This window comes from Parahoeflea halophila, from assembly GCF_900220985.1.
In the GTDB taxonomy this organism is placed as follows: domain Bacteria; phylum Pseudomonadota; class Alphaproteobacteria; order Rhizobiales; family Rhizobiaceae; genus Hoeflea; species Hoeflea halophila.
In genome coordinates, this window is sequence record NZ_OCPC01000001.1 from 1,381,934 (window position 1) to 1,406,241 (window position 24,308).

At 59.8% G+C, this 24,308-nt stretch carries 21 protein-coding genes; 14 read left to right on the forward strand and 7 right to left on the reverse strand.

The genetic code is table 11. The annotated features are described in order from the left end of the window. Positions 1-2 precede the first annotated feature (2 nt). From CRO46_RS06495 to CRO46_RS06520, 6 genes are all read right to left on the reverse strand, one after another. Positions 3-644 carry a hypothetical protein gene (locus CRO46_RS06495; protein WP_097106082.1) on the reverse strand — a complete coding sequence of 214 codons (642 nt, stop codon included), beginning with the start codon at positions 642-644 and terminating at the stop codon, positions 3-5. A gap of 116 nt (positions 645-760) precedes the next feature. After that, positions 761-2,050: an amidohydrolase family protein gene (locus CRO46_RS06500; protein WP_097106084.1), complete on the reverse strand. Its 1,290-nt coding sequence runs from the start codon at positions 2,048-2,050 to the stop codon at positions 761-763. Then, positions 2,047-2,991 (reverse strand): ABC transporter permease, encoded by a 945-nt coding sequence (locus CRO46_RS06505; RefSeq protein WP_097106087.1) that lies wholly within the window; start codon positions 2,989-2,991, stop codon positions 2,047-2,049. The genes CRO46_RS06500 and CRO46_RS06505 overlap by 4 nt, the downstream gene beginning before the upstream one ends. Position 2,992: 1 nt before the next feature. Continuing rightward, positions 2,993-4,042, reverse strand: coding sequence for an ABC transporter permease (locus CRO46_RS06510; RefSeq protein ID WP_097106090.1), 1,050 nt, complete (start codon positions 4,040-4,042; stop codon positions 2,993-2,995). Beyond that, positions 4,032-5,582, reverse strand: a complete 1,551-nt coding sequence (locus tag CRO46_RS06515; protein ID WP_097106092.1) for an ABC transporter ATP-binding protein — start codon at positions 5,580-5,582, stop codon at positions 4,032-4,034. Before CRO46_RS06515 ends, CRO46_RS06510 begins: the two co-directional genes overlap by 11 nt. After that, a complete protein-coding gene (locus CRO46_RS06520; protein ID WP_097106098.1) occupies positions 5,582-6,619 on the reverse strand; it encodes a BMP family protein in 1,038 nt (345 codons plus the stop codon). Before CRO46_RS06520 ends, CRO46_RS06515 begins: the two co-directional genes overlap by 1 nt. A gap of 272 nt (positions 6,620-6,891) precedes the next feature. Here CRO46_RS06520 and CRO46_RS06525 point away from each other — a divergent pair, with 272 nt between their 5' ends. From CRO46_RS06525 to CRO46_RS06590, 14 genes are all read left to right on the forward strand, one after another. Beyond that, the gene (locus tag CRO46_RS06525; RefSeq protein ID WP_097106100.1) at positions 6,892-8,052 is read left to right on the forward strand and encodes an acetate/propionate family kinase; all 1,161 of its coding nucleotides are present in this window, start codon (positions 6,892-6,894) and stop codon (positions 8,050-8,052) included. Between the two features lie 344 nt (positions 8,053-8,396). Continuing rightward, the gene (locus CRO46_RS06530) at positions 8,397-9,488 is read left to right on the forward strand and encodes a TRAP transporter substrate-binding protein (protein WP_097106102.1); all 1,092 of its coding nucleotides are present in this window, start codon (positions 8,397-8,399) and stop codon (positions 9,486-9,488) included. Between the two features lie 105 nt (positions 9,489-9,593). Further along, positions 9,594-10,181 (forward strand): TRAP transporter small permease subunit, encoded by a 588-nt coding sequence (locus CRO46_RS06535; protein ID WP_244577781.1) that lies wholly within the window; start codon positions 9,594-9,596, stop codon positions 10,179-10,181. A 34-nt stretch (positions 10,182-10,215) separates the two neighbouring features. Next, positions 10,216-11,583, forward strand: coding sequence for a TRAP transporter large permease (locus CRO46_RS06540; RefSeq protein ID WP_097106106.1), 1,368 nt, complete (start codon positions 10,216-10,218; stop codon positions 11,581-11,583). Then, positions 11,580-12,920, forward strand: coding sequence for an amidase (locus CRO46_RS06545; protein WP_097106108.1), 1,341 nt, complete (start codon positions 11,580-11,582; stop codon positions 12,918-12,920). Before CRO46_RS06540 ends, CRO46_RS06545 begins: the two co-directional genes overlap by 4 nt. 21 nt (positions 12,921-12,941) lie before the next feature. Beyond that, complete coding sequence (locus tag CRO46_RS06550) at positions 12,942-13,142, forward strand: hypothetical protein (protein ID WP_097106109.1); 201 nt, start codon at positions 12,942-12,944, stop codon at positions 13,140-13,142. Further along, entirely contained in the window at positions 13,139-14,098 is a 960-nt protein-coding gene (locus CRO46_RS06555; RefSeq protein ID WP_097106111.1) for a 2-hydroxyacid dehydrogenase, read from the forward strand. The genes CRO46_RS06550 and CRO46_RS06555 overlap by 4 nt, the downstream gene beginning before the upstream one ends. 107 nt (positions 14,099-14,205) lie before the next feature. Continuing rightward, positions 14,206-15,378, forward strand: coding sequence for a carboxylate-amine ligase (locus CRO46_RS06560; RefSeq protein ID WP_097106113.1), 1,173 nt, complete (start codon positions 14,206-14,208; stop codon positions 15,376-15,378). 345 nt (positions 15,379-15,723) lie between these two features. Next, entirely contained in the window at positions 15,724-17,031 is a 1,308-nt protein-coding gene (locus tag CRO46_RS06565) for an ABC transporter substrate-binding protein (protein ID WP_210421483.1), read from the forward strand. 358 nt (positions 17,032-17,389) lie between these two features. After that, positions 17,390-18,484 (forward strand): ABC transporter ATP-binding protein, encoded by a 1,095-nt coding sequence (locus tag CRO46_RS06570; protein ID WP_097106115.1) that lies wholly within the window; start codon positions 17,390-17,392, stop codon positions 18,482-18,484. A gap of 190 nt (positions 18,485-18,674) precedes the next feature. After that, complete coding sequence (locus CRO46_RS06575; protein ID WP_425479236.1) at positions 18,675-19,700, forward strand: extracellular solute-binding protein; 1,026 nt, start codon at positions 18,675-18,677, stop codon at positions 19,698-19,700. Between the two features lie 72 nt (positions 19,701-19,772). Next, positions 19,773-21,065: an ABC transporter permease gene (locus CRO46_RS06580; protein WP_244577782.1), complete on the forward strand. Its 1,293-nt coding sequence runs from the start codon at positions 19,773-19,775 to the stop codon at positions 21,063-21,065. A gap of 10 nt (positions 21,066-21,075) precedes the next feature. Further along, positions 21,076-21,930 carry an ABC transporter permease gene (locus CRO46_RS06585; protein WP_097106118.1) on the forward strand — a complete coding sequence of 285 codons (855 nt, stop codon included), beginning with the start codon at positions 21,076-21,078 and terminating at the stop codon, positions 21,928-21,930. 168 nt (positions 21,931-22,098) lie between these two features. Then, a complete protein-coding gene (locus tag CRO46_RS06590) occupies positions 22,099-23,331 on the forward strand; it encodes a M24 family metallopeptidase (RefSeq protein WP_097106120.1) in 1,233 nt (410 codons plus the stop codon). A 38-nt stretch (positions 23,332-23,369) separates the two neighbouring features. On the opposite strand, the gene CRO46_RS06595 is transcribed toward CRO46_RS06590, so the two are convergent. Then, positions 23,370-24,164: a DeoR/GlpR family DNA-binding transcription regulator gene (locus CRO46_RS06595; RefSeq protein ID WP_097106122.1), complete on the reverse strand. Its 795-nt coding sequence runs from the start codon at positions 24,162-24,164 to the stop codon at positions 23,370-23,372. Between the last annotated feature and the right edge of the window lie 144 nt (positions 24,165-24,308).

A 24,308-nucleotide genomic window follows, 5' to 3' on the forward strand; every position in this document is an offset into this window, starting at 1 on the left:
GATCAGTGGCCGGCGGCTTTCGCCGGCTTTTCATGCCCATTGGCGGCAACGATTTCGGCGTCTTCACCGGCCAGGTCGCCATCACATCCGGCGACACGATCGATCTCAAGCGCAACGGCTTCGATTTCAGATTGCGGCATGTTCACACGCTCGCCGAAGTAAAAGCCGGTGCTGGATGGAGTGGTGTTGGCGTAGCGGACTTCCCACGGCTGTGCCACGGCCAGCGACTTGGTGGGAACCGGGGCATAGGCGATCTCAACCCCGATCGCCGGACCGCGAAGTTCGGCCCGGGTTGTCGGGCCACGATGATCGGCCATCTGGACGATGACGAGATCGGGGTTCACCGTTTCCGACAGGTGACGCGCAACCCGCAAGCCGGTCTTCACACGGTCTCGTGGCTCAAGATCGTCACCAGCGATAATCGCGATCAGCCGCTTTTCCTTGCCGCGCCGGAATTCCGACTGGTAGACCGTCCTGCAGTGGCCGCGGGTTTCTTCCTCGTAGCCCGGGATAATATTGGTCGGGGCGAACACCAGGGCAGCGGTACCGGAAGCCCCTAGCACAAACAGAAATCCACCTGACAGCAAGGCAAGCTTGCGCGAGATTCGGAACATGTGGGAAAGCTTACGCTTGGCTTCGGCCATAAACGGATACCTTTGACGCAGAACAACTGCGCGCAGTGTAGACCAGTGCACTTACGTAAGTATTAACCCTGTTCTTTAACCGGTGAACCGGATTGGTTCAGACGATTAAGATCCGCTCAGCGCGGTTCCGGTACGCTGAAGCGCCGGTCGATGTCGGCCTCCCGGCCCGGAATATCGAGCCGCATCGGCGACCGCTCCCGCCGGGCGATGACCTTGCCTCGCGCCATGACCATCAGCCGCGCCGCCCGCAGGCGGATCGCCTCGATCGGGTTTCCGGCGTCGAGCACGACGAGATCGGCGCGCTTGCCCACCTCGAGCCCATAATCCTCTAGTCCCATGATTGCGGCACTCTGCGTCGTCACCATCTCGTAGCATCGGCGCATGTCAGACGGGCTCGTCATCTGCGCCACGTGCAGCCCCATGAAGGCAACATCGAGCATGTCTGCGGTGCCCAGCGAATACCAGGGATCGAGCACGCAATCCTGTCCGAACCCGACCCGGATACCATGCTGGAGCATTTCGGGAACCCGCGTCTGGCCGCGTCGCTTCGGATAGGTATCGTGGCGACCCTGCAATGTGATGTTGATCAACGGATTGGGAATTGCCGCCACTTCCGCTTCGGCAATCAGCGGCAGCAGCTTGGAGACATAGTAATTGTCCATCGAATGCATCGAGGTCAGATGCGACCCCGCCACCCGGCCCTGCAGTCCCAGCCGCTGGGTCTCATAGGCCAGTTGCTCGATGTGCCGCGACAGTGGGTCATCGGTCTCGTCGCAATGCATGTCGACCATCAGCCCGCGCTCTGCCGCGATTTCGCAGAGTTCCGTGACCGACGCCTGCCCATCAGCCATGGTGCGCTCGAAATGCGGAATGCCGCCGACCACATCGACGCCCATATCAAGCGCACGAACCGTATTCTCGCGCGCCGTTGGCGAGCGATAGAGACCGTCCTGCGGAAAGGCCACCAGTTGCAGGTCAATATAGTGCGAGATCTCCCGCTTCACCTCCAGCAGCGCCTCAACAGCCAGCAGCCGGTCATCGCAGACGTCGACATGGGTGCGGATGGCAAGCAGCCCCATCGACGCCGCCCAGTCGCAATAGGCGAGCGCCCGCTCCTTGACGGCCTCATGCGTCAGCAGCGGCTTGAGTTCGCCCCACAACCCGATCCCTTCCAGCAAGGTGCCCGAGGCATTGATACGCGGCTGGCCATAGGACAGCGTCGCATCCATGTGAAAATGCGGATCGACGAATGGCGGCGATATGAGATTGCCGGAGACATCGATGATCTCGCCGGCCTCGGCGTCAATACCAGCAGAGATGGCCGCAATGCGCCCGTCCTGAATGGCGATGTCGGCAGTCGTCCCGTCAGGCAGAACGCCGCCCTTGAGCAAGGTATCAAAACTCATCTCTCGCCTTTCTGGTAGGGAACCATCAGCGCCTTCGGATAGGTCGCGCGGCGGGCCACCACGACCAGCGCCACGATGGACAGCACGAACGGCATCATCAGGAAAATCTGGTAGGGAATGACGCCGCCGGTGATCTGCTGCAGCCGTATCTGGTAGGCATCGAAGGCCGCAAACAGGATTGCGCCGATCAGCGCCTTGCCCGGCCGCCAGGAACCGAACACCACCAGCGCGATGGCGATCCAGCCACGGCCGTTGATCATCTCGAAGAAGAACGAGTTGAAGGCCGACATGGTCAGGAACGCGCCACCGATTGCCATCAGTGCGGAGCCGGCCATCACAGCACCCATACGCACCGCCGTCACCGAGATGCCCTGCGCCTCGACGGCCGCGGGGTTTTCGCCCACTGCCCGCACGGCCACGCCCACCGGTGTCCGGTAGAAGATGAACGCCACCGCGGCTACGGTAAGATAGGCAAGGTATGTCAGGGGCGTCTGGTTGAACAGCGCTTGCCCGATCACCGGAATATCCGAAAACACGGGAACGACGACGGGCTGAAACGGCTCAATCTTCGGCGGCGACGAGACTTCGGGCAGCAGGATCCGGTAGGTGAAATAGGTCAGGCTCGCGGCCAGCAACGTGATCCCGATGCCGGTCACATGCTGCGACAGCCCCAGCGGCACTGTAAGGAATCCGTGCAACAGCCCGAACATCGCCCCGGTCAGTGCCGCGACAAGAACGCCCGTCCACAGATCTCCGCCCATATAGACTGTGAACCAGCCCGAGAACGCGCCGGCGACCATGATGCCCTCGATCCCGAGATTGAGCACGCCGGCGCGCTCGCAGATCAGCTCGCCCATGGTGGCGAAGATGAGCGGCGAGGCGATGCGGATCGCTGCAACCCAGAAGCTTGCGGTGAAGAGGATTTCGAATGCTTCGCTCATCTCATCTCCAGCGCACGCGGTAGCGCATCAGCATGATGGCGGCGACCATGGTCAGAAGCGATGTGGCCACCATCACCTCGGCGATATAGCTCGGCACATTGGCGCTGCGGCTCATTGCGTCGGCACCGACGAAGATGCCGGCAACAAAGATCGCCGCAGCAATCACGCCGAGCGGGTTGAGCATGGCCAGCATCGCAACCACGATGCCGGTATACCCATAGCCCGGCGACAGATCGAGCGTCAGGTTGCCCTTGAGCCCCGTCACTTCTGAGAACCCGGCCAGTGCCGCAAGACCGCCCGACAACAGCGCGGTCTTGGCAATCACCCGGTTGACCGGGATGCCGGCAAACCGTGCTGCTTCGGCATTGTGCCCGACGGCCCGCATTTCGTAGCCGAGTGTGGTCTTTTTCATGATCACCCAGACCACGATGGCCGAAGCAATGGCAAGGATGAAACCGAAATGTAGCCGTTTGCCCTTGATCAGCCGCGGCAGTTGCGCATCCGCAACCACGCGTTTCGACTGCGGCCAACCCATGCCCATCGGATCCTTCAGCGGCCCTTCGAGCAGCATCGAGACAAACAGCAACACGATGAAGTTCAAGAGCAGCGTCGTCACCACTTCATCGACGCCGAATTTCGTTTTCAGAATTGCTGGACCAAGCAGCGTCAGCGCCCCGGTCAGCATCGCAGCAACCATGATCAGAGGGATCAAGCCGGCCGAGGGCAGTGTTACCGCACCGGTGCCGATCACGACCGTCATCACGGCCCCCAGATAAAGCTGGGCTTCGGCGCCGATGTTCCAGAGCTTGGCCCGGAAGGCCACAGCGACGGCCAATCCGGTAAAGATCAGTGGAGTTGCCCGTGTCAGCGTCTCGAGAAGCGCGAACTGGGATCCGGCAGCCCCTTTGGCAACCAGCCAGAACACCGTGAAGGGCGAGGCCCCGGCGATCATCACCAGCACCGACGACAACACGACCGTTGCCAGGATCGCCCCCGCCGGCCACAGGATTTTCGCCGCCCCGGCGGATGACGGTCTCGGCTCAAGCCGCATGGGGAGCCCCTTCGTCGACGCCGTGTCCGGCCATCAATTCACCCAGTTCCATGACGCTGCGCTCACCCCGCAGCGATGGCTTGGACAATTGCCCCCGATGGATAACCAGGATCCGGTCGGACAGCGTCTGGATTTCATCCAGATCCTCGGAGATCAGCAGCACAGCAGCCCCCCGGTCCCGCGCCTCGATCAACCGCGCATGCACATAGGCGACCGCTCCGACATCGAGCCCGCGCGTCGGCTGGCTCGCCAGGATGATGTCCGGGTCACCATCCAGCGCCCGACCAAGAATGAGCTTCTGCATGTTGCCGCCTGACAGCAATCTCACCCGCGCCTCCGGCGACGGGCATTTGACGTCATAGGCCTTGATGATTTCATCGGCAAAAGCTGCGGCGGCCTTCCAGTCGAGAAATCCGAAGCGTGAAAACCGGGGACTGCGATATGCTTCCGAAATCACGTTCTCGGCCACGCTCATATCACCGATCATGCCGGTGGCGTGGCGGTCCTCCGGAATACGGCCCAGGCCGCGGTCAAGTGCAGCGCGCGGCGACCATCGCTCAACTGGCGCGCCGTGCACAACAATGTCCCCGTCACGCGCTTCCAGCGTGCCCGCGATCAAGGCCGCCAGAGCCGCCTGGCCGTTTCCGGAGATTCCCGCAAGCCCGGTGATCTCGCCTCCACGCAATTGCAGCGAAATCTGCCTGAGTGCCGCCCCGCCCAGGCTCGGCGTCGACACCGAGCGCAGTTCGAACAGAACATCGCGCGGTGTCGAAGGCCCGATTTCGTTGACCGGTAACTGCCCGCCGACCATCAGTTCCGCAAGTTCCCGCCGCGTTGTTTCAGAGGTCGTTCGTTCGCCGGCAAGCTTTCCGCCGCGCAACACCACGACGCGATCCGAGACCGATTGTACCTCACCCAGCTTGTGCGAAATGAAGATCACAGACAGCCCCGCCGCCACCAGCTTTTTCAGCGTGGTAAAGAGAGCTTCGGTCTCCATCGGCGTCAGCACGGCCGTGGGTTCGTCGAGAATGAGTATCCGCGCCTCGCGATAGAGCGCCTTGAGAATCTCGACCCTCTGCCGCTCACCGACAGACAGCTCCGTGATAATACGGTCCGGATCGACCTCGAGACCGTAGTCGGTCGCAAGCTCTCGGATCTTCGCACGCGCCCGTGCCTTGCCGAGATTGAGTGACCAGATCGATTGCGTGCCCAGCACGATATTCTCGAGCACCGTCATCTGGTCGGCCAGCGTGAAATGCTGGTGCACCATGCCGATGCCAGCGCCAAGTGCTGCATTCGGATCACCCGTCGGCAGCGGCTTGCCGAAGACCTCGATCTCTCCCTCGTCCGCGGTATAGTGGCCGAAGAGAATGTTCATCAACGTCGTCTTGCCGGCGCCGTTTTCGCCAAGCAGCGCCACCACTTCGCCGCGCTTCAGCGACAGCGAAACGGCATCATTGGCGACCAGTCCGCCAAATCTCTTGGTGATGCCCGAAAGGCGAAGAACGATCTCCGCCTCCGGGTCTTGTATAGCGTTCATCAGTTGGACTTGGGTTCTTCGTCGTTGATCTCGACCACGAAGGAGCCGTCCTTGATCGCGGCTTCCCGTTCCTTGACCAGCTTCATCGCTGCTTCGGGAACCTTGCCTTCGAATGTGCCGAGCGGTGCCAGCGAGCAGCCGCCTTCTTTCATGAAGGAATAGACACCATAATTTTCGGCCTTAAAGGTTCCGGCCTTGACCATTTCGATGGCGTGATCAAGCGTCGGCTCGAAATGCCATAGCGCCGACGCCACAACGGTCTCGGGATAGTCAGCCTGGGTGTCGATCACGTTGCCGATCGCCAGAACGCCTTTTTCCTTGGCAGCATCCGACACACCGAAACGCTCTGCGTAGAGAATGTCGGCGCCACCATCGATCTGGGCAAAAGCGGTTTCCTTGGCTTTCGGCGGGTCGAACCATGAGCCGATAAAGGCGACCTGGAACTTGGTCTCGGGTGCTGTTTCCTTGACGCCTGCCATGAAGGCATGCATCAGCCGGTTGACCTCAGGGATCGGAAATCCGCCGACCATGCCCATGTTGTTCGTCTTGGTCATGGCGCCGGCAATAATGCCAGACAGATATGATGCGTCCTGTATGTAGTTGTCGAACACCGCAAAATTCGGAACATCGTCCTTCGGCAGGAAGCTCGACCCCATCAGATAGGCAGTTTCGGGATAGTCGGCAGCCACCTGACGCGCAGCATCCTCGACCGCGAAAACTTCACCAATGATCAGATCGTGACCGGCTTCGGAATATTCGCGCATGACGCGCTCATAATCATTGTTGGAAGTATTTTCCGAAAACACATACTCAATGTCGCCGCGCGCGGCAGCTGCATTGGCGGCCTTGTGAATGCGGCTCACCCATTGCTGTTCGACCGGCACGGTGTAGATCGCCGCCACCTTCAGCGGCCCTTCGGCACGGGCCCTGCCCATGAAACCGGGCATGGCGAGCGCTGCGGCACCGGCTGCGGTCCCTGCAAGAATCTGGCGGCGTTTGAAAAGCTGGGCATGGCTAGACGTCGTTGATTTGGTCATGGCTGACGCTCCTGTTTGACACTGTTTTGGCTGCACCCGTCATCGTTTTTGACCAAAAGATAAAACGCACATCGAACCTTGGCAACCGACTTGTACTTGCTTGTGCACAATTCAGAGGCTGCATCTCAGCTGGCACAAAAATCAGACCAAATTCGTTGCACTGACCAGACCAGCCACGGTTTTGGGTTGCGCACCCCGCGCAATCGGGCACAACGAAAGAGCCTGAAGGCACGAGACAATTCGAGGGACCTAGAAGGAAAGGACGCAGACCGATGAGTGAAACTCCGCACACAGGTCTGCTGGCGCTCAATTGCGGCTCGTCTTCGATCAAGTTTGCCCTCTTCACATCTGACTTCGAACGTAGCTTCTCCGGGCTGGTCGAGGCGATCGGCCATGGCCAGACCCCGCGGCTGAAGACTTCGGACGGCGAGACCATGGAGTTTGACAGCGCTGACCAAGGCCATGCCGAGGTGCTGCCGCGTCTGATCAACGACATCATCTTGCCGCGCGCCGTAGCGATTACCGGTGTCGGCCACCGCATCGTTCACGGAGGCGAGCGGTTCAGCGCCCCAGTCACGGTGAATCCCGAAATTAGAGCCGGCATCGCAGAGCTCATGCCATTCGCGCCCGGACACCAGCCGCACAATCTGGCCGGCATCGATGCCGCCACCGAGGCCTTGCCTGGCGTACCGCAGATTGCCTGTTTCGACACCGCATTCCACGCAAATGTCCCTGTGGTCAGGCGCGAAATGCCGCTGCCGCGCAGCTATGCCCAGAACGGGCTGATCCGCTACGGATTTCACGGGCTTTCCTATGAGCATGTCGCCGCCAGCCTGGCCGGTCTCGGGCTGTCGGGAAAACGGGTGATTGCGTGCCATCTCGGCAATGGTTGCTCGATCTGCGGCATGATCGATGGCGAGAGTATCTGGACATCGATGGGCTTCACCCCGCTCGACGGCCTGATGATGGGTCAGCGCCCCGGGCGGCTGGACCCCGGGGCGGTACTCTGGCTCGCCGAACAGCATGGCGGCGACCTCGCGGCTGTCAGCAAGCTGCTCTATCACCACAGCGGCCTGTCGGGCGTATCAGGCCTGTCGGGCGACATGCGCACGCTGCTGGCGAGCGACAAGCCCGATGCCGCCTTCGCGGTCGAAATGTTCGTCGACCGCCTGGTCCAGGAAATCGGTGCGGCAGCCGCCAGCCTCGGCGGCGTCGATGCCATCGTCTTTTCCGGCGGCATTGGCGAAAACGCCGCACCGGTCCGCGCCATGGCCTTGCAGAAACTGGAATGGCTCGGTTTCAGCCTTGACCCACGAGCCAACGACGCGCGTGCCCAACGCCTGACCACGGCCGGCAGCCAGCGGCATGCCTTTGTCGTGACCGCCGATGAAGAGCGCATCATCGCGCAGGCAACTGCCCGCTTGCTGGATTGAGCGGGCCTCTACCAAGTACCGGCAAGCGCGCAGCAGGACCGAACGTCTGATCTGGCCATCAGAGATTCTTTCGACATCACCCCAAGACGCCGGGCCGTTCCTGACCCAATTTGCCCTTCGCGGAGCGGCTATGGCCAAGGAAACATAAGACCGATGGCCAAGGCTCGGTGCACCGCTTGACCCCTACTCACCCCGCGCAGCACTTGTTTTAGAAGAATTCAAATGACACTATGAAACATCTGTCGCGTCGAAAAAGTTGAAGTCAATAATTCCGGGTCAACCGGAAGCATCACGGAGTCGGCGATCAAGGACAGGGAACCGCATACATTCCTTGGGAGGAAAGCATGTCTACTCTTAACCGCAGAAAATTCCTGCGTGGCTCCGCAATTGCTGGCGCCGCAGCTCTGGCTACTCCGGCAATTGCTCAGAACGCACCCACCACAATCAAGATGCAGGCTGCATGGGGCGGCGGTATCTTCCTCGAAAACGCTCAGTCATTTGCCAGCCGCGTCAACGAAATGTCCGGCGGATCGCTGATGATCGAAGTCTTGTCGGTCGACGCGGTTGTCAAGACCAGCCAGATGCAGGACGCAGTCCACCGCGGCGTGCTCGATGCCGCCCATTATGTGCCTGCTTACTGGTACGGCAAGTCTAAGACAGCGTCGCTGTTCGGCACCGGCCCCTGCTTCGGTTGGTCGAGCCAGGAAATGCTGGGCTGGATCCACGCCGGCGGCGGCCAGGAACTGTTCGACGAGCTGATGGACAATCTGCGCCTCAACGTCGTGTCGTTCTTCAACTCGCCGATGCCGGCCCAGCCGCTGGGTTGGTTCCAGGAAGAAATCACCGACGCGAGCCAGATGAATGGCTTGAAGTATCGCACCGTTGGTCTCGCCGCTGACGTCTTGCTCGAAATGGGCATGTCCGTGGTGCAGCTGCCGGGCGGCGAAATCCAGCCGGCGATGAAATCCGGACTGATCGACGCGGCGGAGTTCAACAACCCGACGTCCGACCGCGACTTCGGCATGCAGGACGTGTCCAAGTTCTATCATCTGGCCTCCTACCACCAGAGCCAGGAGTGCTTCGAGGTCACCTTCAACAAGGACAAGTTCAACGCGCTGTCGCCCGAGCATCAGGCGATCATCCGCAACGCGTCCATGGCAGAAAATTCCGGCTTCTACTGGGGCAACACCAAGCGCTATGCCGACGACCTCGTCAAACTGCAGGAGCAGGATGGCGTCAGCGTCTTCCGCACACCCGACAGTGTCATGGAAGCACAGCTTGAAGCCTGGGACGTGGTCACCAAGCGGATCGCCGATGAAGACCCCTTCTTCGCCAAGGTGATGGAATCGCAGATGGCCTACGCCAAGAACGTCATGGGCTACCTGAACCTCAACCAGCCCAACTACCAGCAGGCCTACAAGCATTACTTCGGCTGACCTGGGAGTGTGGCAAGCGAATGGTCCGGGAACCCTTGTGGTTACCGGGCGTCGGGCGCTCGGGAACAGGCGAAAGACGTCCCGGCTATACTGGAGGGGTAATTGATGAGATTTGTTCACGCCGTGGAAGGCCTGAGCCTCTGGGTCGGACGGGCATTCGGCTGGTGTATCCTGATCCTCACGCTGTCGGTCTCCTACGAGGTATTCGTCCGCTACGTCCTGAATGCGCCGACCGTCTGGGCGTTTGACATGATGATCCAGATGTATGGCGCGCTGCTGTTGATGTGCGGCGCCTACGCACTGGCTCAGGATACTCATGTCAGGGCGGATGTCGTCTACCGCCTGTTTCCGGTCAGGGTGCAGGCCACCCTGGATTTCGTGCTGTATTTCCTCTTCTTTTTCCCCGGCATCCTCGCATTGGTGTGGTTCGGCTATGAAATCGCCGCCGATAGCTGGCGCTACAAGGAAGTAAGCTTCAACAGCCCCGCGAGCATACAGATCTATTTCTTCAAGTCCCTGATTCCGGTGTCGGGTGGATTGCTCATGCTTCAGGGCTCCGCGGAACTTGTCCGTTGCGTGATCGCTATGCGGACCGGTGTCTGGCCGGAAAGGCTGGAGGATGTGAAGGAAACCGAAGACCTGCTCACGGAGGCGGATATGGACACGATTCGTTCCGTCGTTCCACGCAGTTAGCGGTTTGGCATGGCGCTGTGAGAAAGAGTGAGAGATGACAAATCCCGAAGTCGCCCTGCTGATGCTTGGCTTGTTTATCGTGCTGGTCCTGCTGGGGTTTCCGATCGCCTTCACCCTCCTGGCCATGGGTGTCGCCTTTGGCTACTACGCCTATCACCAGGGTCAGCCGATCGAGACCTTCACCGACATTTTCAACAACAACATCTTCTATCTGCTCAATCAGAACACCTATTCGGTGATGGAGAACCCTACCCTCGTTGCCATCCCGCTGTTCCTGTTTATGGGATATGTGGTGGAACGCGCCAACATCGTCGACAAGCTGTTCTTCTCGCTGTACTTGGCCGCGCGCAACCTGCCGGGCAGCCTTGCGATTGCAGCCCTACTCACTTGCGCGGTCTTCTCGACCGCATCCGGCATCGTTGGTGCCGTAGTCACCCTGATGGGCCTTCTGGCCTTCCCGGCCATGGCCAACGCCAACTACAACAAGAGTTTTGCTTCGGGCGTGATTTGCGCCGGTGGAACGCTCGGCATTCTTATTCCGCCGTCCATCATGCTGATCGTCTACTCCGCGATCGCCGATCTGTCGCCGCTGCGGCTGTATGCGGCTGCGGTGTTTCCGGGCCTGCTGCTGGCGGGCCTCTATATTGTCTATGTCATGGCAAGGGTCTGGGCCACTCCCGGACTGGCCCCGAAGCCCAAGATGGATGACGTCCCGCCGCCCCGCGAGATTTACTGGAATCTGCTCGTCAGCTTCGTTCCGCTCACGGTCCTGATCGCGCTGGTGCTGGGTTCGATCCTCGGCGGGCTTGCGACACCTGCCGAGGCTGCCGCAATGGGCGCACTAGGCGGCATCGTTCTGGCGCTGCTCTACCGGTCGATGACATGGAAGAAACTCAAGGAGAGCGTCTTTCTGACCGCCAAGGCAACAGCCATGGTGTGCTGGCTCTTCATCGGTTCGTGGACCTTTGCCTCGGTGTTCTCCTATCTCGGTGGCCACGACATCATCGCCCATTGGGTCGGAGGCATGGACCTTGAGCCCTGGCAATTCCTCATCCTGGCCCAGATCATCATTTTCCTGCTCGGCTGGCCGCTCGAATGGTCGGAGATCCTGATCATCTTCGTGCCGATCTTCCTGCCGCTGCTCGAGGTTTTCGGGGTCAATCCCTACTTCTTCGCCATGCTGGTGGCGCTCAATCTTCAAACCTCGTTCCTGACCCCGCCCATGGCCATGTCGGCCTACTATCTCAAAGGTGTGCTCAAGAAGCAGATCGAACTCATGGAGATCTTCCGTGGCATCATGCCTTATCTCGGCATCGTAATCCTGACCATGGCAATCATGTACCAGTTCCCCGGCATTGCACTCTGGTTCCCCGACTATCTCTTCGGGACCTACGTCCCGTGAAACAGGATCCTGCATCACTGACAGCCCGGCAGGCCGCCAGCCAGATCAGGCAAGGGCTGCTGAGTTCCGTCGATCTGGTCAAGGCATGCCTTGCCCGGATCGAGCAGAGCGACTCCTTGATCGGAGCATGGTCTCATCTCGATCCCGAGCAGGCTCTGGAGCAGGCCGCCGAACTGGACCGGGTCCGTCGCTCAGGCTTTGCCATCGGCGCCCTGCACGGTGTTCCTGTCGGCCTCAAGGACATCGTCGACACCGCCGGCATGCCGACCGAACGGGGCACCCCGATCTTTGCTGGCAGACAGCCCGATGCCGATGCCGCCATCGTTGAACGGCTGCGGGAAGCCGGCGCTGTGATCATGGGAAAAACGGTGACGACGGAGCTGGCGTTCCTCAATCCCAGCCGCACCCGCAATCCGCACAATCCGGATCGCACGCCTGGTGGCTCGTCCAGCGGATCCGCCGCAGCCGTGGCAGCCCATCACGTGCCGCTGGCCATCGGCACCCAGACCAACGGTTCCGTTATTCGTCCTGCCTCCTTCTGCGGTGTCTATGGATTCAAGCCGACCAGGGGCATCATCTCGCGTCGTGGCATCCTGCAGACCTCGGCCTCGCTAGACCAGGTCGGCGTCTTCGCCCGTTCGCTCGAAGATGCCGCCCTGCTCACCGATGCCATCAGCAGCTACGACCAGACCGACCCGGCAAGCGTCCCAAGGCCCCGGCCCGCCATGGCCCGGGGTGCTGCGGAAACGGCCCCGGTGGACCCCGATTTTGCCTTCTTTGACATGCCCTTTCACGACCGCCTGGCTGGCGACGCCCGCGAGGGCCTGGAAGCGGTGGCCGAAACGCTTGGCAAACGGGTTTCGAGATTGCAGCCGGCCGACACCATGACCGGGCTGGTCTCGGTACAGGCCACCATCCATGAGTACGAAATCTGCATGCATCTCAACGAGAGTTTCGACGCACACTGGGGTAAGCTAAGCCCGGTGCTGCAAACCGTTGTCGAGCGCGGCCGCAAGATCAGCACGGCCCGGTACGAAGACGCCCTGGCGGTCAAGGCATCGGCGGAAAAGTTCTTCGCCGATTTCTTTGTCGAATTCGACGCCATTGTCGCGCCGAGCGCTGCCGGCGAAGCGCCGCTCTTTGACCAGGGCACCGGAGATCCAATCTTTTGCACATTGTGGACGCTCGCGGGCCTTCCAACGATCACCCTGCCGCTGCTGGTCGGTGACAACGATCTGCCCATAGGCGTGCAACTGATCGGGCCGGCCGAAAAGGATGACCGGCTTCTCAGAACCGCTAGCTGGCTCCAGACGAGACTGGCCGAGGGAGCCGCTTGAACGCCAGCAAAGGAGAAAACCATGCCCTACACAGTCAAACTGATTGCCGGCTTCATCGGAACCGCGCTGCTCGTCATCTTCGTGGTAGGCCTGTCGCACAGCATCTCCACCGGCTTTGCAGGATTCTGGGGCGGATTTCCGTTCATGGTGATCATCATTGTCGTGCTGGCAATGGCCATCTATGACTTCTGGGATGAATGCGTGCGCAGGCGCAAACCATGACCAGGCCGAAACTGTGGATCACCCGCAAGCTATCCGACGCGACGCTTGAGCGGGCGAAACGGGACTACGACACCATCATCAATCTCGACGACAGTCTTAGCAGCGACGACGAGATCGTGGCCATGAGTGCAAAGGTCGATGCGATCATCCCCTGCCACTCAGAGCGCTTCAGCGCAGATATCGTGGAAAGGCTCGATCCGCACCTCAAGATCATCGCCAACCATTCCGTCGGCGTCGACCATTGCGATCTGCCCGCCCTGAAGGCCCGGGGTATAGCCGTCACCAACACCCCCGACGTTCTCTCCGACGCCACAGCCGAAATCGCCATGCTGCTGATGCTCGGTGCGGCACGACATGCCGTAGAGGGAGACCATCTGGTCCGCTCGGGCCGGTGGGATTTCTGGAGCCCGTCCTTCATGGTCGGCAAACAGGTAACAGGCGCACGTCTTGGCATCGTCGGCATGGGGCGGGTCGGTCAGGCATTCGCTCGCAAGGCGCGCGGTTTTGACATGGAAATCCATTACTACAATCGGTCCCGCCTGCCCGCCGACCAGGAAATCGGCGCGACCTATCACAGCTCGGTCGACAGTCTTTTGCCGGTTTCCGATTTCCTGTCCCTGCATGGCCCGGCAACGCCAGAGACAACAGGCCTGATGAACGCCGAACGCTTTGCGCAACTGCCCGAAGGCGCTGTCTTCGTCAACACCGCGCGGGGCGCGCTGGTAGACGAAGCAGCACTGCTTGAAGCGCTCAGCAGTGGCCGCCTTGCTGCAGCCGGTCTTGATTGTTTTGCCACCGAACCGGGCGGGAACCCAACTTTCGCAGCGCACCGCAACATCTTCATGCTGCCCCATATCGGCAGCGCCACGCGGCGCACCCGCGACGCCATGGGCTTCCGGGCGCTCGACAATCTCGATGCGTTTTTCCGCGGCGATCAGCCTCGAGATTTGCTGTAGGCCACCCTTCCTCGCAGATGGAACCTTCACCTTAATACGGGGTTTGAGAGGCAACCCCGATTGCAACCCGGCTTGCACACGCAGCCTTTTCAAGGTCAAATCCATTCATGAGCTACCGCCAACCCAGCTTCACCCTCGGTGTCGAAGAAGAGTATTTGCTTGTCGACAGTGAGAGCCTTGATCTCGCAGCCGCACCGGAAAGCCTGATGCGGGAATGCGCCTCTGAGCTGGGAGACCAAGTCAGTCCGGAATTTCTGCAATGCCAGATCGAAGTCGGTACGGGGGTCTGCAGGACCGTCGCCGAAGCTGGCGCTGATCTGGCGCGTTTGCGTACCGTTATCGCTGAGGTCGCCGGCCGGCATGGCCTGGCGCCGCTTGCAGTGTCCTGCCATCCCTTCGCCGACTGGCACAAGCAGCACTTTACCGACAAACCGCGATACCGCGCACTTGAGCGCGACCTTGGTGGAGTTGCCCGCCGCATGCTGATTTGCGGAATGCATGTGCATGTCGGCATCGATGACGACGAGACCCGCATCGATCTGATGGCTCAGTTTCCCTATTTCCTGCCTCATCTTCTCGCCTTGTCGACCTCGTCGCCCTATTGGAAAGGCGATGATACCGGGCTCAACGCCTACAGGCTGACCGTTTTCGACAACATGCCAAGAACAGGCCTGCCGCCACGGTTCTCTTCGTGGTCGGAATATGAACGCTCGGTCCAGGTCATCATCGACAGCGGCCTGATCGAGGACAGCTCCAAGATCTGGTGGGACCTTCGCCCGTCCGCCCGCTTCCCGACCCTGGAGGCGCGCATTTGCGATGTCTCGCCGAGACTGGACGATGCGCTTGCCATTGTCGCGCTGACACAGTCCATCATGCACATGCTTTGGCGGCTGCGGCTGAGCAATCAGCGCTGGCGCATCTACGACCGGTTTCTGGTCGGCGAGAATCGCTGGCGCGCCCAGCGCTACGGTATCTCGAAAGGAATGATTGATTTTGCGCGAGGTGAGGTTGTTGTCTTTGCCGAACTTCTTGAGGAGATCATCGAGATGGTGCGCGAGGACGCAGAGGCGCTTGGCTGTTGGGCCGAGGTTCAGGCAGCCCGGCGGATCGTCGAAAATGGTACCAGCGCTGACCGGCAACGCACGGTTCACGAAACCGCAACGGCCGGGGGTGCCAGCACCAAGGAAGCCAACAAGGAAGTCGTCCGCTCACTGGTTGCGGAGTTTACCGAGGGTCTCGAAAAACACACCAAATCCGTTGAGAATCTGGCTTCCTCCTGACAGTCACGCCATCAGCCGTCAATTGGCGCCGGACAAACCCCTTTTTGCAACGAACAGACTGTGTTCGGAGCACCGCCCCGGCGTTCGAAATCATTCGGTGAGGCCATCCTCCGCCTTGCTGGTCAAACGGCAATACCTGCCATGGACCCACGGAAATTGAGCAAGGGTCGAGCAGCGCCGCTTATGTGCCCTTGCTAAACAGCCAACAAAAAGGGACATTTGATGGAAAGCATCGCGTAGCTTGGCAAAGTTTTGGGGAAGGCAGGCTCTTTATCACGGAAACAGCATTGGTGCGTTAGCGGGTATACAGGCACACGCCTCTTTCGAGTGGACAGGAATTCAGCAATGAGATTTGCCAACGCACTTCTGGTCGCAGGAATGTCGATGATCGGGTCGGCCGCCGCCACGGCGGAAACACTTACCATCGCAACCGTCAACAATGGCGACATGATCCGCATGCAAAAGCTTACGGGCGACTTCACGCGCATGAACCCGGACATAGACCTGCAGTGGGTGACGCTCGACGAGAGCACGCTCCGGCGCCAGGTCACCAGCGACATCGCATCGGGCAGTGGACGATATGACGTCATGACGATTGGCACCTACGAGGTTCCGATCTGGGGCAAACAGGGATGGCTGGTATCGCTCGAAGATTTACCAGCGTCCTACGACATCGAGGATCTTCTTCCGCCCATTCGTGACGGGCTGAGCGTCGACGGCAAGCTCTATGCTGCCCCATTCTACGGTGAATCCTCCATGGTGATCTACCGGACGGATTTGATGAAAGAGGCAGGCCTGACCATGCCGCATACACCGGACTGGGAGTTCATAGGCGAGGCCGCCCGTGCGATGACTGACCGGCAGGCCGGCATCAACGGTATTTGTCTGCGCGGCAAGCCCGGTTGGGGCGAAAATATTGCCTTGCTCACTGCAACAGCCAACTCGTTTGGTGCAAGATGGTTTGACATGGAATGGAATGCGCAGTTCGACACCCCGGAGTGGAAGCAGACGCTGTCCTACTACATCGACGTACTCAATGAAGCCGGCCCTCCCGGCGCCGCGCAAAACGGCTTCAACGAGAACCTGGCCCTTTTCCAGGACGGCAAGTGCGGGATATGGATCGATGCAACCGTGGCGGCGTCCTTTGTCACGGATCCTGCGACATCCCGGGTCGCCGACAAGGTCGGCTTTGCGCTTGCGCCGGACAATGGTCTGGGCAAGCGCAGCAACTGGCTTTGGGCCTGGGCGCTTGCCATCCCGGCCAGTTCGCCGAAGGTCGACGCCGCCAAGAAATTCATCGAATGGGCGACTTCGAAGGATTATCATGCGCTTGTCGCAGCGAAGCATGGCTGGGCCAATGTACCTCCAGGCACGCGCACTTCGCTTTACCAAAATCCTGAATATGCCAAGCTTCCCTTTGCCAGAATGACGCTTGACAGCATCAACGGCTCCAACCCCCTGGACCCCACTGTCGACGAGGTGCCGTATGTCGGAATTCAGTTCGTTTCCATCCCCGAATTTCAGCTCATTGCCACAGCCGTCGGCCAGCAATTCTCCGCCGCACTGGCCGGGAAGATGTCGATCGACGAAGCCCTGCGCAACGCTCAGGCGCTGACCACCCGCGAGATGAAAAGGGCCGGATACGGCAATTAGGTATTGCGTTTCGAACAGGAAGACCGTTTCGAACGGTGTCACGCCGAGCAGCGCACAGGACAACCATCGAGCAGCGTGAAGACACTCCTGCCACATTCTAGCGGGTAAGGTCATTTCATGCCGTACCGGGCGTGTCGTTGACAGCGAATGAGACAGGACAATTGACCGAAAGGCACCCCGCCTGACAGGCATATAGTCTTTTCACCCAGCGTTTTGAGCAACTTTCGAACGTTTTGGCATTATCCTCCCGAAAATGGCATTTTTGTCTTTACAAGCGGTGGTCACAGTCGTTTTCATAGGGGCAGACCTAAAGACAACGCCCATCCACGAAGAAGGGCGGCAACAGGCAGGGGACCTCATGAGCGAAAACCGTGGCGCAGCCGTACGGTATGAAAGCGTGCAAAAGAGTTACGATGGTGAAACACTCGTCGTAAAGAACCTCAATCTCGATATCGCCCGAGGCGAGTTCCTGACAATGCTCGGGCCGTCCGGTTCCGGAAAAACCACCTGCCTGATGATGCTGGCCGGTTTTGAACCAGCCACCCACGGCGAAATCTATCTTAACGACAATCCGATCAACAATGTCCCGCCGCACAAGCGCGGCATCGGCATGGTTTTTCAGAACTATGCTTTGTTCCCGCACATGTCGGTGGCCGAGAACCTCGCCTTTCCGCTCCAGGTACGTGGCATGAGCAAGTCCGAGCAGGAGGCGAAGGTCAATCGCGCGCTCGACATGGTCGAGCTTGGCACCTTCGGCTCCCGCAGGCCGGCGCAGCTTTCCGGCGGCCAGCAGCAACGCGTCGCCGTGGCGCGGGCGCTCGTGTTCGATCCGGAACTCGTGCTGATGGATGAGCCGCTGGGCGCGCTCGACAAGCAGTTGCGCGAGCAGATGCAGTACGAGATCAAGCATATCCACGAGCATCTTGGTGTCACGATTGTTTATGTGACCCACGACCAGACCGAAGCCCTGACCATGTCGGACCGGGTCGCGGTGTTCAACGACGGCGTCATTCAGCAGCTGTCGGCTCCCGATGTGCTCTATGAAAGCCCGCAGAATTCCTTCGTTGCGCAGTTCATCGGCGAAAACAACAAACTCAACGGCACAGTCACCGAAGTCAGTGGTTCGGAATGCACGGTCGAAGTGGCCGGAGGCATCAAGCTCAGGGCAGATCCGGTCAACATTACCGGCGTTGGCGGCAAGACGACCCTGTCGTTGCGACCCGAGCGGGTCGAACTGCAGCCGGAAAACCAGATGGACAACATGGTCGACGGCAAGATCGAAGAGCTGATCTATCTCGGCGACCACATCCGCGTGCGGATGAATGTGGCCGACAACAAGGAATTCGTCGTGAAGGTCCGAAATCGCGGCGAACGCAGGAAGATCGCCAAGGGCGACATCGTCCAGATCGGATGGGCTGCGGGCGACTGCAAGGCGCTTGACGTCGTCGAATGAATCCAGATTTGCCGGATCCGACACAGACCGGCATGCATGGTTGTGACGGGTAACAACCTGTCCGACCTCCATCAAAAGGGAGAACATGATGAAAATGAAAACTTTGCTCATGGCGGCTGCCGCCAGTGTTGCATTCACCGTTCCGGTTACGTCCGAGGAGCTGGAGCCCTGTGACAACTGCGCCGACGAAATGACGATCGTCTCCTGGGGCGGCGCCTACTCCAATTCCCAGATCAAGGCTTACAGCGAGCCCTACTCGGCGCTGACCGGCGTCAAGATCGTCAATGACGAATCGTCCAACGAAGCCGTTGCCAAGCTGCGCGCCATGAACGAAGCCGGCAACGTCACCTGGGACGTTGTGGACGTTGTCGCCTCCGACGCGATCCGCCTCTGCGATGAAGGTCTTGCGGAAGTCATCGATCCGGATAGCGATCTTGCAGCTGCGCCGGACGGCACACCCGCATCGGAAGATTTTGGCGACCTGCTGGTCTCCGAATGCTTCATTCCGCAGATCGTCTATTCGACCACATTCGGCTATCGCTCGGATGTAGCCGAATGGAACGGCAAGGAGCCGACCGACATCTGTGCCGTGTTCGATCTGGAGAACTTCCCGGGCAAGCGTTCGCTCGAGAAGCGCCCGATCAACAATCTGGAATGGGCCCTACTGTGTGACGGTGTCGCCAAGGACGACGTTTACAACGTTCTGGAAACTGAAGAAGGCGTAGCGCAGGCCTTGGCCAAGCTCGCAACCATCAAGGACCAGGTCGTATGGTGGTCCGCTGGCGCGGAAACGCCGCAGCTTCTTGCCGACGGCGAAGTGGTCATGGGCTCGACCTACAATGGCCGCCTGTTCTCGGTCATCGAAGAGCAGGACCAGCCAGTCAAGATGCTGTGGGACGCCCAGGTGTTCGACCTTGACGGCTGGATAATCCCGACAGGACTTTCGGAAGAGCGTCTGAACCGGGCCAAGCACTACGTCAAGTTCGCAACAGACACGCAGCGTCTGGCCGACCAGGCCAAGTACATCTCCTACGGCCCGGCCCGTCAGTCGTCGGCTCCGCTGGTCGGCAAGCATGCCGAACTCGGCATCGAGATGGGTCCGCACATGCCGACCGACCCGGCCAATGCGAAGAACACCTTCCTCTACAATTACGAATGGTGGGCTGACAACCGCGACGATCTGGACGCCAAGTTCCAGGCCTGGCTGGCGCAGTAAGCCTCGAACCAATCCCTCGGATGCGGCGGTTCGCCGCCGCATCCAGCCTCAAGTACAAGGCGAAGGTATTCCATGAGCAGCACCAACGAAGACCATGTGTCAAACGGAACAATGCCCGATGACGGGATCATGCGTGCCGCTGATGGAACCCCTTTGAAGCAGCGGCTCGCGAAAGCCCTCAGGCGCGAAAAGCTGCGCTCTTTCCTGCTGATTGCGCCGCTTCTGCTCTTTATCCTTCTGACATTTGTCGCACCGATCGCTGACATGCTGTTCCGGTCCGTTGAAAACAACATTGTCGAAGACACCATTCCGCGGACAGTAGAGGCCCTGGCGCAATGGGACCCGGAATACGACCAACTGCCCGACGAAGCCGTCTTCAAGGCGCTCCATGACGATCTCCAGATAGCCGTCGCCGAGCGCATCCATACCAGGCTCGGTTCACGGCTGAACTATGAGAGTTCCGGCATGTCCGGCCTGTTCCGCAAGACCGGACGCAGAATCAAGCGCATGGACGAGGGGGATTACAAGGCCCAGTTCATTGCCGCTGACAAGGACTGGGGAGATCTCGAGACCTGGCGTGTGATCCGGAGATTTTCCGCACCCTACACGGCAGGATATTTCCTCAGTGCAGCGGATGCCGAACGGACGTCCGAAGGCATTGAGTTGAAGCCTGAAAACGAGCGCGTTTATCTCATGCTGTTCGGCCGCACCCTGACCATGTCGATCGCCATCACGATCTCCTGCCTGCTGCTCGGTTTTCCGATTGCCTATCTGTTGGCGCATCTGCCGCTCAAGACTTCCAACATGCTGATGATACTTGTGTTGCTGCCCTTCTGGACGTCGCTTCTGGTGCGAACATCGGCCTGGAAGGTGCTGTTGCAGCAACAGGGGGTGATCAACGATTTCCTGGTCTGGATCAGACTGATCGACGATGCCAACCGGCTGGTCATGATCAACAACCAGACCGGCACCATCATCGCCATGACCCACATCCTGTTGCCGTTCATGATCCTGCCGCTGTTCTCGGTGATGAAAACCATCGCGCCCTATTACGTTCGCGCCGCCAAGAGCCTTGGCGCCAACGACTGGACGGCCTTCTGGCGGGTGTATTTCCCGCAGACCGTGCCAGGCATCGGCGCCGGCGCGATCCTCGTCTTCATCCTGTCCATCGGCTACTACATCACCCCGGAGCTGGTCGGAGGCACGAGCGGTATCTTCATCTCGAACCGGATCGCCTACCACATCTCGTCATCGCTGAACTGGGGCCTTGCCGCAGCGCTGGGAACCATCCTGCTGGCGCTGGTGATGCTGCTGTTCTACCTCTACGACAAGATCGTCGGCATCGACAATGTGAAGCTGGGTTGAGGGAGCCATCATGTCTGCACTACCACCCTACGCATCCAAGACCCAGATTGCTTGGCACTACACATTCCGGGCAATCTGCGGCCTGATCTTTTTCTTCCTGATCTTCCCGATCATCGTCATCGTGCCGTTGTCCTTCAACGCTGAGGATTTCTTCACCTTCACGCCCAAGATGCTTGCGCTTGATCCCGAAGGCTATTCGTTCAAGCACTATCAGGACTTCTTCACCAATCCCGACTGGCAGCAGGCGCTGTACAATTCCATCACCATTGCTCCCGTCGCCACCCTGCTGGCGACCGCTTTTGGCACACTGGCAGCGATCGGCCTCAGCCAGAGCCATGTGCCCTTCAAGTCCGCAATCATGGCGATCCTGATTTCGCCGATGATCGTGCCGCTGATCATCTCCGCGGCCGGCATGTATTTCTTCTATTCCCGTATCGGACTCCAGGGCACTTATCTGGGTGTCGTCATGGCACATGCGGCCCTCGGCACACCCTTCGTCATCATCACCGTGACAGCAACGCTGGTTGGCTTTGACCGGTCGCTGACGCGCGCTTCGGCCTCGATGGGCGCCGACCCGGTGCGCACATTCTTCAAGGTGCAGATGCCGCTCATCATCCCGGGCGTGGTCTCGGGCGCCCTGTTTGCGTTCATCACCTCGTTCGATGAAGTGGTCGTAGTTCTCTTCCTCGGCTCTGCGTCGCAGAAGACCCTGCCCTGGCAGATGTTCACCGGCTTGCGTGAGCAGATATCTCCAACCATCCTCGCGGTTGCGACTTTGATGGTGGCAATTTCCATCGTCCTGCTTACGGTTCTCGAACTGCTCAGACGCCGTTCGGAACGCCTCAGGGGCCTTACTCCGGGCTGAACCGAACCGGCGAACCACGTCGTGAACCGGCAAGACCATGTCAATTGCGGGAGCGACCGGGCTTCACCGAAAGCCTATAAGGAGATGGCCGGTTTCACTTCCCGGCCAGGCCAACGTCCGCGGCAATAGGGTCGCGGGCCATCAGGCCCAATTGAAGCGATCCTCACAATGAAAAATCTCACCAGCACCGACGACATGCTGCACGTCTTCCAATGGAAGAATGGTGACAAGGAATATTCGCCGTTCTCGGCATCGGAGATGGACCGGCGCCAGAATGCCATGCGCGCCCACCTCGCGGCTCATCAAATTGATGCGGCGGTTTTCACCTCCTATCACGGCATCTGCTACTATTCGGGTTTTCTCTACTGCTATTTCGGCCGCAAGTACGGCTTCGTTCTCACCCAGGACAACGCCACAACCGTTTCTGCCGGGATAGATGGCGGCCAGCCATGGCGGCGTAGCCACGGTGACAACATCATCTACTCGGACTGGCGCCGGGACAATTTCTTCACCGCGCTGAAATCTCTTATCCCGGCCGGTGCCCGACGTGTCGGCATCGAGTTCGACCATGTTTCGCTGGAGTTTCGGAAGCTGCTCGGCGATGCTTTCCCCGGTGTCGAGTTCGTTGATGTCGCCGAAGCCTCGATGTGGATGCGGACGATGAAATCAGCCGAGGAGCACGCGCTGATCCGCGAAGGCACACGGATATGCAATGTCGGCGCCCGTGCTGTGATGGAAGCCATTGCCGAAGGCGTGCCGGAATACGAAGTAGCGCTCGCCTCAACACAGGCCATGGTGCGAGAGATCGGCAAGAGCTTTCCCTTTGTCGAGCTGATGGACACCTGGACCTGGTTCCAGTCAGGCATCATGACCGACGGGGCGCATAACCCGGTCACCAACAAGAAGGTCGCCCGCGGTGACATTCTCTCGCTCAACTGCTTCCCGATGATCTTTGGCTACTACACGGCCATCGAACGTACCCTGTTCTGCGAAGAAGCCTCCGACGCCCATCTCGATCTGTGGCAGAAGAACTGCGCGGTGATGAAGGCCGGCTCCGACTTGATCGGGCCAGGCATGAAATGCTCGGACATCGCGCTTGAGCTCAACGACATGTACCGCAATTGGGATCTCCTGAAATACAGATCCTTCGGCTATGGCCACTCCTTCGGCGTCCTCTCCCATTACTATGGCCGTGAAGCCGGGGTGGAACTTCGGGAGGATGTCGACACCGTGCTCGAGCCGGGCATGGTCGTCTCGATGGAGCCGATGATCATGATCCCGGAGGGCATGCCCGGCGCCGGCGGCTACCGCGAGCACGATATCTTTATCGTCACCGAAACCGGGGCCGAAAACATCACCAACTTCCCCTACGGTCCGGAAGAGATGATCATCCGGCGCTAACCGACCCAGCCGCAACATGAAGCCACCCAAGGGTGGCTTCATTCACCATCGACAGGTTGGTTCGTCGCAGTAGGCGCGCCACCGATGATCAGGCGAGTACCCGCCTCCGCGAAGGCAGCGGCGATCTCGGGGGACACCGGCTCATCGGTCACCACGTGATCGATAGCTTCAAATCCCGCCACCTGCACCAGACCGCGGCGGCCGAACTTTGTACGATCCGTTACCACAAAGCTCTGCGCCCCGCGTGACAGCATCATCCGGGCAAATTCGGCCTCCTCCAGATCAAAATCCATCACCCCTACCCCGGCGTCGATTGCACCGGCAGAGATGATCGCGTGGGTGACCGAGAACTTGGCGATGAACTCGATCGCCGACACCCCGAATGCTGCGCCTGAATCGCTTCGGAGTTCACCACCGGCCATGTAGACCTTGTTGCCGTTCACGGTCGCCAGCGTCCGGGCGATATCCGAGGAATTGGTGACGACAGTAAGCCTGCGATGCCCAAGCAGCTCGCGCGCCACAAAGCTTGTGGTGGTTCCCGTATCCAGCATCACGGAATCACCATCACGGATCAGCTGCGCCATCTCGCGCGCGATCCGTCGCTTGGCCTCGGCATTCTCGCGCATGCGCCGCTGAAACGGCGCTTCCCCCACTTGGCCCGCAAGTCCAACCGCGCCGTGGATCTTGAGCACCGATCCGTTTTCCGTCAGCGGACGCACATCACGGCGCACGGTTTCGAGCGAGACCCCCAGCCGTGCCGCGAGCCCTGAAATCGTGACTGTGCCCTCATCAGCCAATATCCGCATGATCTCGGTGTGACGTTTGGACAGCATCGAATACGCCTTATTTGCTCTGCTTCATTTTTAGGCGATCACCGCCTGTCAATCAATCAAAACCAAGCTTTCGGGCACTAAAGCAATAAAAAACCACAGAATTGATTGACAAGGCCGGAACCGTGGTGTGGGATCAAGAGGTTA

Excerpts from the sequence above, each read along its gene's own strand:
- CRO46_RS06495 (WP_097106082.1), bottom strand. The coding sequence starts at position 644 with ATGGCCGAAGCCAAGCGTAAGCTTTCCCACATGTTCCGAATCTCGCGC.
- CRO46_RS06500 (WP_097106084.1), bottom strand. The coding sequence starts at position 2,050 with ATGAGTTTTGATACCTTGCTCAAGGGCGGCGTTCTGCCTGACGGGACG.
- CRO46_RS06505 (WP_097106087.1), bottom strand. The coding sequence starts at position 2,991 with ATGAGCGAAGCATTCGAAATCCTCTTCACCGCAAGCTTCTGGGTTGCA.
- CRO46_RS06510 (WP_097106090.1), bottom strand. The coding sequence starts at position 4,042 with ATGCGGCTTGAGCCGAGACCGTCATCCGCCGGGGCGGCGAAAATCCTG.
- CRO46_RS06515 (WP_097106092.1), bottom strand. The coding sequence starts at position 5,582 with ATGAACGCTATACAAGACCCGGAGGCGGAGATCGTTCTTCGCCTTTCG.
- CRO46_RS06520 (WP_097106098.1), bottom strand. The coding sequence starts at position 6,619 with ATGACCAAATCAACGACGTCTAGCCATGCCCAGCTTTTCAAACGCCGC.
- CRO46_RS06525 (WP_097106100.1), top strand. The coding sequence starts at position 6,892 with ATGAGTGAAACTCCGCACACAGGTCTGCTGGCGCTCAATTGCGGCTCG.
- CRO46_RS06530 (WP_097106102.1), top strand. The coding sequence starts at position 8,397 with ATGTCTACTCTTAACCGCAGAAAATTCCTGCGTGGCTCCGCAATTGCT.
- CRO46_RS06535 (WP_244577781.1), top strand. The coding sequence starts at position 9,594 with ATGAGATTTGTTCACGCCGTGGAAGGCCTGAGCCTCTGGGTCGGACGG.
- CRO46_RS06540 (WP_097106106.1), top strand. The coding sequence starts at position 10,216 with ATGACAAATCCCGAAGTCGCCCTGCTGATGCTTGGCTTGTTTATCGTG.
- CRO46_RS06550 (WP_097106109.1), top strand. The coding sequence starts at position 12,942 with ATGCCCTACACAGTCAAACTGATTGCCGGCTTCATCGGAACCGCGCTG.
- CRO46_RS06555 (WP_097106111.1), top strand. The coding sequence starts at position 13,139 with ATGACCAGGCCGAAACTGTGGATCACCCGCAAGCTATCCGACGCGACG.
- CRO46_RS06560 (WP_097106113.1), top strand. The coding sequence starts at position 14,206 with ATGAGCTACCGCCAACCCAGCTTCACCCTCGGTGTCGAAGAAGAGTAT.
- CRO46_RS06565 (WP_210421483.1), top strand. The coding sequence starts at position 15,724 with ATGAGATTTGCCAACGCACTTCTGGTCGCAGGAATGTCGATGATCGGG.
- CRO46_RS06570 (WP_097106115.1), top strand. The coding sequence starts at position 17,390 with ATGAGCGAAAACCGTGGCGCAGCCGTACGGTATGAAAGCGTGCAAAAG.
- CRO46_RS06575 (WP_425479236.1), top strand. The coding sequence starts at position 18,675 with ATGACGATCGTCTCCTGGGGCGGCGCCTACTCCAATTCCCAGATCAAG.
- CRO46_RS06580 (WP_244577782.1), top strand. The coding sequence starts at position 19,773 with ATGAGCAGCACCAACGAAGACCATGTGTCAAACGGAACAATGCCCGAT.
- CRO46_RS06585 (WP_097106118.1), top strand. The coding sequence starts at position 21,076 with ATGTCTGCACTACCACCCTACGCATCCAAGACCCAGATTGCTTGGCAC.
- CRO46_RS06590 (WP_097106120.1), top strand. The coding sequence starts at position 22,099 with ATGAAAAATCTCACCAGCACCGACGACATGCTGCACGTCTTCCAATGG.
- CRO46_RS06595 (WP_097106122.1), bottom strand. The coding sequence starts at position 24,164 with ATGCTGTCCAAACGTCACACCGAGATCATGCGGATATTGGCTGATGAG.